This is a genomic window from Chitinophaga sp. (assembly GCF_035564935.1).
In the GTDB taxonomy this organism is placed as follows: Bacteria; Bacteroidota; Bacteroidia; order Chitinophagales; family Chitinophagaceae; genus Chitinophaga.
Window position 1 is genome coordinate 1 of record NZ_DATMTE010000259.1, and the last position, 7,042, is coordinate 7,042.

Below are 7,042 nucleotides of genomic sequence, written 5' to 3' on the forward strand. Positions count from 1 at the left end.
GTTTTCTTCTTAGCGGTGGTAGTCTTCTTCTTAGCGGTATAATGATGCTTTTTAGAAGTATAATGCTTTCTGGCGCCAGTAGTAGTGGCTTTCTTTGCAGTAGTGCTCTTATCTGCCATTTTCACCGGCGGCGGGAATTTGGATTTATCCACACCTGCTGCTTTATCATCCAGTGTCATTTGTACAGATTCTTTCAGCATTTCATCTCTTTCTGCCAGGAATTGCTTCATTTTTTCTTTCGGGATGCGCAGGTCGTAGTTATTTTCGGCGCTGGCCATTGCTTTGGCAAAGCCCGGGTTGAAGCGGTCCAGTTCGGCCAGGTTCATATCCAGTTTCTTTGCGATGGCTTCCAGGCGGTATTTGCCGGTTACGTTGATTTCAACAGTGCTGAAAATTTCATCTTCTGTTAAAGGGCCTCTGGCTACAGGAGCGGAGAGGTTATCTGCCACAGGTACATTTACGGTGATGGAGTTATCGTCACTTACACCGAAGAAGTTATTGAACCTGTCGAGGATATAACCGGTAGCGATGAATTTGTACACATGATTACGTGATTCTGCAGGCAGGAAATACTGCATGCCCCAGAAATCGGTACGGCCGCTGGCCTTGATGGCGCGTTGTACGCCACCTGCGCCACAGTTGTAAGCAGCTACCACCAGTAACCAGTCGTCGAACTGTGCATACAGCTGGTTGAGGAACTGGGCAGCAGCCAACGTAGACTTATAGAAATCCTTTCTTTCGTCTATTCTCTTACCCACGCTTAAGCCAAAAATGCGGGCGGTTCCGGCCATAAACTGCCAGGCGCCTACTGCACCTACTCTTGAGCGGGCGTTGGTATTAAAACTGGATTCGATTACGGCGAGATATTTCATTTCTTCCGGGATACCATTATCGCGGAACACCTTTTCAATCATATTGAAGTAAGGTTGTCCTTTATCGATCATGATTTGCAGATGCTGGCTATACCGGGTGGCATAGTTACTCACGTAACCGGCAACCAGGTTATTGTTGATCTGTTCATACACTTTCGCGCTGCGAATGGTATTGGGCAGGCTTTGAGCAGCCTTTCTCACTGCCACGGATGTTGGTGATGGCAGTACAGCTGTATCTTTCGGCAAATGTACCTTGTGATTCAGCTTTACTACAGAAGTATCCGGGGAAAATACCGGATACGCCATCTCTTTAGGATTGCTATTGCCCCCCATTGCACTCACACTCACTAAACTTGTTGCTGGCAACAGCAGTAGTAAAAAGATTTTTCTCATACAATTTATTTTAAACAACAGTAACCTGTTCCTTAGCCATCAATTGATGCGCTATGTGTAACAAGTTCGCTTCGCTAAACTTCTTTGTGATGATCTGTACACCATATGGCATTCCGTTTGAATGCCGGTACAAGGGAACGGATATGGCCGGTACCCCTGCCAGATTCGCCAGTACCGTATAAATATCAGCCAGGTACATGGCAATAGGGTCGTCTGTTTTTTCCCCTAATTTAAATGCTGTGGATGGCACAGTTGGCATTAAAATGGCGTCGTATTCTTCTAATATTTCGTTGAGTTTTTCAGTTACAAGACGCCTAACCTGTTGTGCCTTAGTATAGTAGGCATCATAATAGCCTGCACTCAGCACAAAAGTCCCCAGTAATATACGACGTTTTACCTCTTTTCCGAACCCTTCCGATCTACTTTTTTTGTAAAATTCTGTCAGATCCAGGTTTTTCTCAGGAGTTCTGTGTCCATATTTCACCCCATCGTACCGGGATAAGTTAGAGGATGCTTCTGCTGTAGTGAGTACATAATATGCCGGAACTACGTGGTCGAGGTATTCAAAACTTTTTCCTGATACCGTATGACCCAGCGATTGCAAACTTTCAAAGAAATCAATATAGCCGTTCTTCATTTCTGCGTCCAGCCCTTCGTGGTACTGTGCATCCCTTAAATACGCAAAATTGAATGTTTTATTGTTTTCCAGGAGTGCTTTATAATCCGGCACTTCCTTTTGGGATGCGGTGCTATCGAAGTCATCCGGGCCTGCAATTACCTGTAGAACAGCCGCCACATCGGCAATATCCTTGCCAAAAATGCCGATCTGATCAAAAGAAGAGGCATAAGCGATGAGACCGTAGCGGGAAATCCGGCCATAAGTTGGTTTCAGGCCAACAATACCGCAGAAATCGGCCGGCTGGCGAACGGAACCGCCGGTATCACTCCCCAGGCTCACCTGGCAGAGATTTGCCTGCACAGCTACGGCAGAGCCTCCGGAAGAGCCTCCGGGAACGCGGGTATTATCCAGGGCGTTCAGGGTAGGACCATAGGCAGAGTTTTCATTGGTAGATCCCATAGCAAATTCATCGCAGTTGAGGTTACCGATGATAATGGCATCTTCTGCCAGCAATCTTTCGATGGCAGTGGCAGAAAACAGGGAATTGAACCCTTCCAGTATATGGGAAGCGGCGCTTACATTATGGCCTTTATAGCAGATCACATCTTTAATACCTACCACCACGCCTGCAAGCGCGCCCAGCTTTTCCCCGTTTTTGAGGCGGGTATCGAGCTCGCGGGCTTTTCCCAGGGCTTCCTCTTCATACACTTCCAGGAAGGCATTCAAATGTTTTAACTGCGCTATACGGTTGAGGTAATAGCGTACTCTCTCCGTACAGCTTGTGCTGCCGGCGTATAATGCTTTATGGAAAGTGATTATACTGCTGAATTCAGACAAGGCTAAACCAGTTAAAATTAAATTAATCAGAATTACTCCTTTAAGGGGAGTTGCTACAGTTTATGCTTTGGGAGCTTCTTCAGTGCTGGTGTGAGGTGCATCTGTAGTAGCTGGTGCTGCCTGAACAGGTTTTTCCCTCATTCCTTCTTCGATTTCCTGGCGCACATTATTCTTTGCATCATTGAACTCGCGGATACCTTTACCGAGGCCTCGCATTAATTCGGGGATCTTCTTACCTCCGAAAAGCAGCAATACTACTACGGCAATCAGCAACAGTTCAGACATCCCAATATCCTGAAGGATCAAAAATGATGATTTAAAAAAAACAGCAGTCATCTTCTCAAGTGTTTATAAGTTCAGTCAACAAAGATAGCAGATATAATCGGCTTTTTTACCCTTTATACGCTATCCTGCTATAGTTTTAATACCATTTTAAGCACACGAAAAAAGCGGCACCGGTAATGGTCCCGCTTTTAACAAATTTCCCTGTATGTATACTAAACCCTTTTTTCTTTGATACGGGCTTTCTTACCAGCACGTTCGCGCAGGTAGTAAAGCTTAGCTCTTCTTACCTTACCCACCTTGTTCAACACGATACCATCGATATGAGGAGAGTAAAGCGGAAACAGTCTTTCCACACCAATGCCATCAGAAATTTTTCTAACAGTGAAAGACATTGTTGATCCTGTACCCTGGATTTTCAACACATCACCTTTAAAGGACTGGATCCTTTCTTTATTACCTTCCACGATTTTATAGTTGACAGTGACGTTGTCGCCTGCTTTAAACTTCGGGTACTGTTTGTTAGCTGTCAGTTGTTCGTGAACAAACGAAATTGCGTTCATCTTTCAAATATTTATGGGAGTGCAAAAGTAAGTCAAGAAATAGCATTTACCAAATTAAAAACCAAGAAATTATCTCTTTCAAATGGTAAAGCGATCTATATGACCTATGTATCATTCAGTTATAACAGGTCCGGCCTGCGTTGTTTTGTTCTTTCCACTGATTCCTGGTGTCTCCATTCCTCAATTTTTTTATGATCACCGCTGAGAAGGATCTCAGGCACCTTCCAGCCACGGAACTCTTCCGGGCGGGTATACACCGGGGGCGCCAGTAAATTGTCCTGGAAAGAGTCTGTAAGGGCGCTGGTTTCGTTATTCAATACGCCTGGCAACAGGCGGCCGATAGCATCTACCAGTACAGCAGCGCCCAGCTCCCCCCCGCTCAGCACATAGTCGCCTATGGAGATCTCCTTTGTGATGAAGTGGTCGCGGATACGCTGATCGATGCCCTTATAGTGGCCGCAGAGCATGAGCAGGTTTCCTTTGAGCGACAGCTGGTTGGCCATTTTCTGGTTCAGCGTTTCGCCATCGGGGGTGAGATAGATCACCTCATCGTACTGTACTTTTGCCTGGAGCGACTCAATAGCATTCACAATGGGCTCCAGCATCATTACCATTCCTGCGCCGCCGCCAAACTGGTAATCGTCTACCTGGCTATGTTTCAGGTTCGAATATTGCCTGAGCGGATGCACATGTATTTCCAGCAGCCCTTTGGCCTGCGCCCTTTTCATGATAGAATGGGACAAGGGGCTTTCGAGCAGCTCCGGTAATACTGTTATAATATCTATTCGCATGATTGTGTGCCCTTTATAACAATTGTAGCCAGTTGTTTAACTGGTGTATAATTCGATCAGACCATCCGGCAGGTTAAGGAATACGGTCTGCTTTTTCCGGTCTATTTTCACGAGCGACTGCTCATTCACCGGCAGCAGGGCTTCCTTGCCATTTATGAATACTTTTATGAGCACCTGCATAGGCATCTCAATCACTTCTTCTACTGTGCCCAGGGGGCCATACTGCTGGTCTTCCGCCATAAATCCCAATAATGCCAGGGGGGCGGAGGAGGCGGTTTGTTGTTTAAAGTCTTCCTCCTGCAGGTATACCTGCGCCGGCATCAGTTTATGTGCGGCTTCTTTTGTATCTATTCCTTCCAGCTTAATATATACACTTTCGCTGTCCTTAACGGATACCTGCTGAACAAAATAGGGAATAAAGCTATTCCTGCGTTCTTCCAGGAATATAACAGTCACCCCTTTCAGAGCAGACCTTTTGCCCAGGCTGTGCCTTAGCACCAGATCGCCCTGTAAACCGTGGGCAGAAGCAAGTTTACCTATGCTGAAATAATTACTCATATGTTTTAGTGGCCGGGACTGGTTACCGGCGGGCTGTTCACAAAAATTAAAAAAGGAAATATTTGCGGTTGCAAATATTTCCTTTTTCAGGTATTGTTAAAACGTTGCCGTTTTATGCTTCGTTACCTTCTTCTGCTGCTGGTGCTTCAGTTGCAGGAGCAGCCGGAGTGTCTTCCACCTTTCTTACGATAGGAGCAGCAACTCTTGCTTTCTTGTGACCGTCGCGGCGGGCAGATACTTTTTGTTCGTGTTCAGCCTGCCATTGAGCGAACTTCTGGTAAGCAGTAGGTTCGTCGAACAGGTTCAAAGTAACACCTCTTAACAGGTGTTTCAAATACAATACACCTTTGAATGACAGGATTCTTCTAACAGTATCGGTAGGTTGTGCACCTTTCTGCAACCAACGTAATGCCTTTTCGGTATCGATGTTGATGGAAGCCGGAACTGTTAAAGGATTGTAAGTACCAATTTTCTGGATGAATTTACCATCTCTTGGTGCGCGGGCGTCAGCTACTACGATAAAATAGAAGGGCCTTTTTTTCGCGCCATGTCTCTGCAGTCTGATTTTTACTGGCATAAATAAGTCGAGTTATTTTTTGCGAGTTAGGAAATATTGTTTAATTAGGGATGCAAATGTAACCACTAAGTTGGTATTTGCAAAAAATATTTATGTCAACCTGATCCGTTTATCTCACCATTCCTTTCAAACCCTTACCACCACCGCCAAATTTATTCATCATTTTCATCATCTGGCGCATCTGTTCAAACTGCTTCATGAACTGGTTTACGTCCTGGATGGTTTTCCCGGCGCCTTTTGCGATGCGTTTGCGGCGGCTTCCGTCGATCATATCCGGGTCGGCCCGTTCTGCCTTGGTCATGGAGTTGATCATGGCTTCAATGCCTTTAAAAGCATCATCGCTGATATCCAGGTCTTTCACCGCCTTTCCAACACCCGGGATCATGCCCATCAGGTCTTTCAGGTTACCCATTTTCTTGATCTGCTGGAGCTGTTCCTTGAAATCGTCGAAATCGAACTGGTTCTGGCGGATCTTCTTTTCAAGTTTCCTGGCCTGTTCCTCGTTGAACTGCTCCTGGGCGCGTTCTACGAGGGTAGTGATATCACCCATTCCGAGGATACGCTGCGCCATACGTTCAGGGTAGAAAACATCGAGGGTATCGAGTTTTTCGCCCATGCTCACGAACTTGATGGGTTTTTCCACCGAGTACTTGATGGTAAGTGCGGCACCACCGCGGGTATCGCCATCCAGTTTGGTGAGTACCACCCCGGTAAAGTCGAGCCGTTCGTTGAAGGCTTTGGCGGTGTTTACCGCATCCTGACCGGTCATGGAGTCCACCACGAACAGGATTTCCTGCGGTTTCACGGCGGCTTTCACGGCGGCCACTTCCGTCATCATTGCCTCATCTACAGCCAGGCGGCCGGCAGTATCAATGATAATAACGTTGAAGTTGTTGGCTTTTGCGTGTTTGATGGCGTTTTCAGCGATCTGAACGGCATTTTTATTTTCCGGTTCGCTGTACACCTCTACGCCTATCTGCTCTCCCAGTACTTTCAGCTGGTCTATCGCCGCAGGGCGGTAGATATCCGCTGCTACGAGTAAGGGTTTCTTATTTTTCTTTGATTTCAGGAAGTTACTGAGCTTACCGGAAAAGGTAGTTTTACCGGAACCCTGCAAACCTGCGATCAGTACAACGGAAGGATTGGATTTGACATCAAATTCGGCTTCCGTGCCACCCATGAGTTCGGCCAGTTCGTCTTTTACGATCTTCACCATGAGCTGTCCCGGGGAAATAGATGTTAACACCTTTTCACCCAGCGCCTTATCCTTTACTTTATCTGTAAATTCCTTCGCTATTTTATAGTTCACATCCGCATCCACCAATGCACGACGGATCTCTTTAACGGTAGAGGCTATATTTATTTCGGAAATCCTGCCTTCCCCTTTAAGCTGTTTAAACGCGGAGTCTAGTCTCTCTGATAATGATTCAAACATTGTTGGTATTTTAAACGGACTGCAAAAGTATATTTTTTTGCGGATTAACGCGGATTTTGTCTGACTCAGGATTAAACTGATTACGCTGATTACCCTGATTTGATTACTTTGGATT

The 7,042-nt window shown here is 46.0% G+C and carries 7 protein-coding genes and 1 pseudogene; all 8 read right to left on the reverse strand.

What is annotated here, in order from left to right:
- Positions 1-1,265 (reverse strand): lytic transglycosylase domain-containing protein (locus VN105_RS06755; RefSeq protein WP_325639185.1); only part of this gene is annotated, 1,265 nt, incomplete at its 3' end.
- A gap of 10 nt (positions 1,266-1,275) precedes the next feature.
- A complete protein-coding gene (gatA, locus tag VN105_RS06760; RefSeq protein WP_325639187.1) occupies positions 1,276-2,721 on the reverse strand; it encodes an Asp-tRNA(Asn)/Glu-tRNA(Gln) amidotransferase subunit GatA in 1,446 nt (481 codons plus the stop codon).
- Positions 2,722-2,781: 60 nt separating this feature from the next.
- Positions 2,782-3,027 carry a twin-arginine translocase TatA/TatE family subunit gene (locus tag VN105_RS06765; protein WP_325639189.1) on the reverse strand — a complete coding sequence of 82 codons (246 nt, stop codon included), beginning with the start codon at positions 3,025-3,027 and terminating at the stop codon, positions 2,782-2,784.
- 191 nt (positions 3,028-3,218) lie between these two features.
- Complete coding sequence (rplS, locus tag VN105_RS06770) at positions 3,219-3,566, reverse strand: 50S ribosomal protein L19 (protein WP_079473603.1); 348 nt, start codon at positions 3,564-3,566, stop codon at positions 3,219-3,221.
- A 119-nt stretch (positions 3,567-3,685) separates the two neighbouring features.
- A complete protein-coding gene (gene trmD, locus VN105_RS06775) occupies positions 3,686-4,357 on the reverse strand; it encodes a tRNA (guanosine(37)-N1)-methyltransferase TrmD (RefSeq protein WP_325639192.1) in 672 nt (223 codons plus the stop codon).
- A 36-nt stretch (positions 4,358-4,393) separates the two neighbouring features.
- Positions 4,394-4,915 carry a ribosome maturation factor RimM gene (gene rimM / locus VN105_RS06780; protein ID WP_325639194.1) on the reverse strand — a complete coding sequence of 174 codons (522 nt, stop codon included), beginning with the start codon at positions 4,913-4,915 and terminating at the stop codon, positions 4,394-4,396.
- 325 nt (positions 4,916-5,240) lie between these two features.
- Positions 5,241-5,492 (reverse strand): annotated as a pseudogene (rpsP, locus tag VN105_RS29750) (30S ribosomal protein S16); the annotation flags it as partial.
- 109 nt (positions 5,493-5,601) lie between these two features.
- Positions 5,602-6,927: a signal recognition particle protein gene (ffh, locus tag VN105_RS06790; protein WP_325639198.1), complete on the reverse strand. Its 1,326-nt coding sequence runs from the start codon at positions 6,925-6,927 to the stop codon at positions 5,602-5,604.
- Between the last annotated feature and the right edge of the window lie 115 nt (positions 6,928-7,042).

What these genes read in the sequence shown, in the direction of transcription:
- rplS (WP_079473603.1), bottom strand. Translation starts at nt 3,566, where the DNA reads ATGAACGCAATTTCGTTTGTTCACGAACAACTGACAGCTAACAAACAG.
- trmD (WP_325639192.1), bottom strand. Translation starts at nt 4,357, where the DNA reads ATGCGAATAGATATTATAACAGTATTACCGGAGCTGCTCGAAAGCCCC.
- rimM (WP_325639194.1), bottom strand. Translation starts at nt 4,915, where the DNA reads ATGAGTAATTATTTCAGCATAGGTAAACTTGCTTCTGCCCACGGTTTA.
- ffh (WP_325639198.1), bottom strand. Translation starts at nt 6,927, where the DNA reads ATGTTTGAATCATTATCAGAGAGACTAGACTCCGCGTTTAAACAGCTT.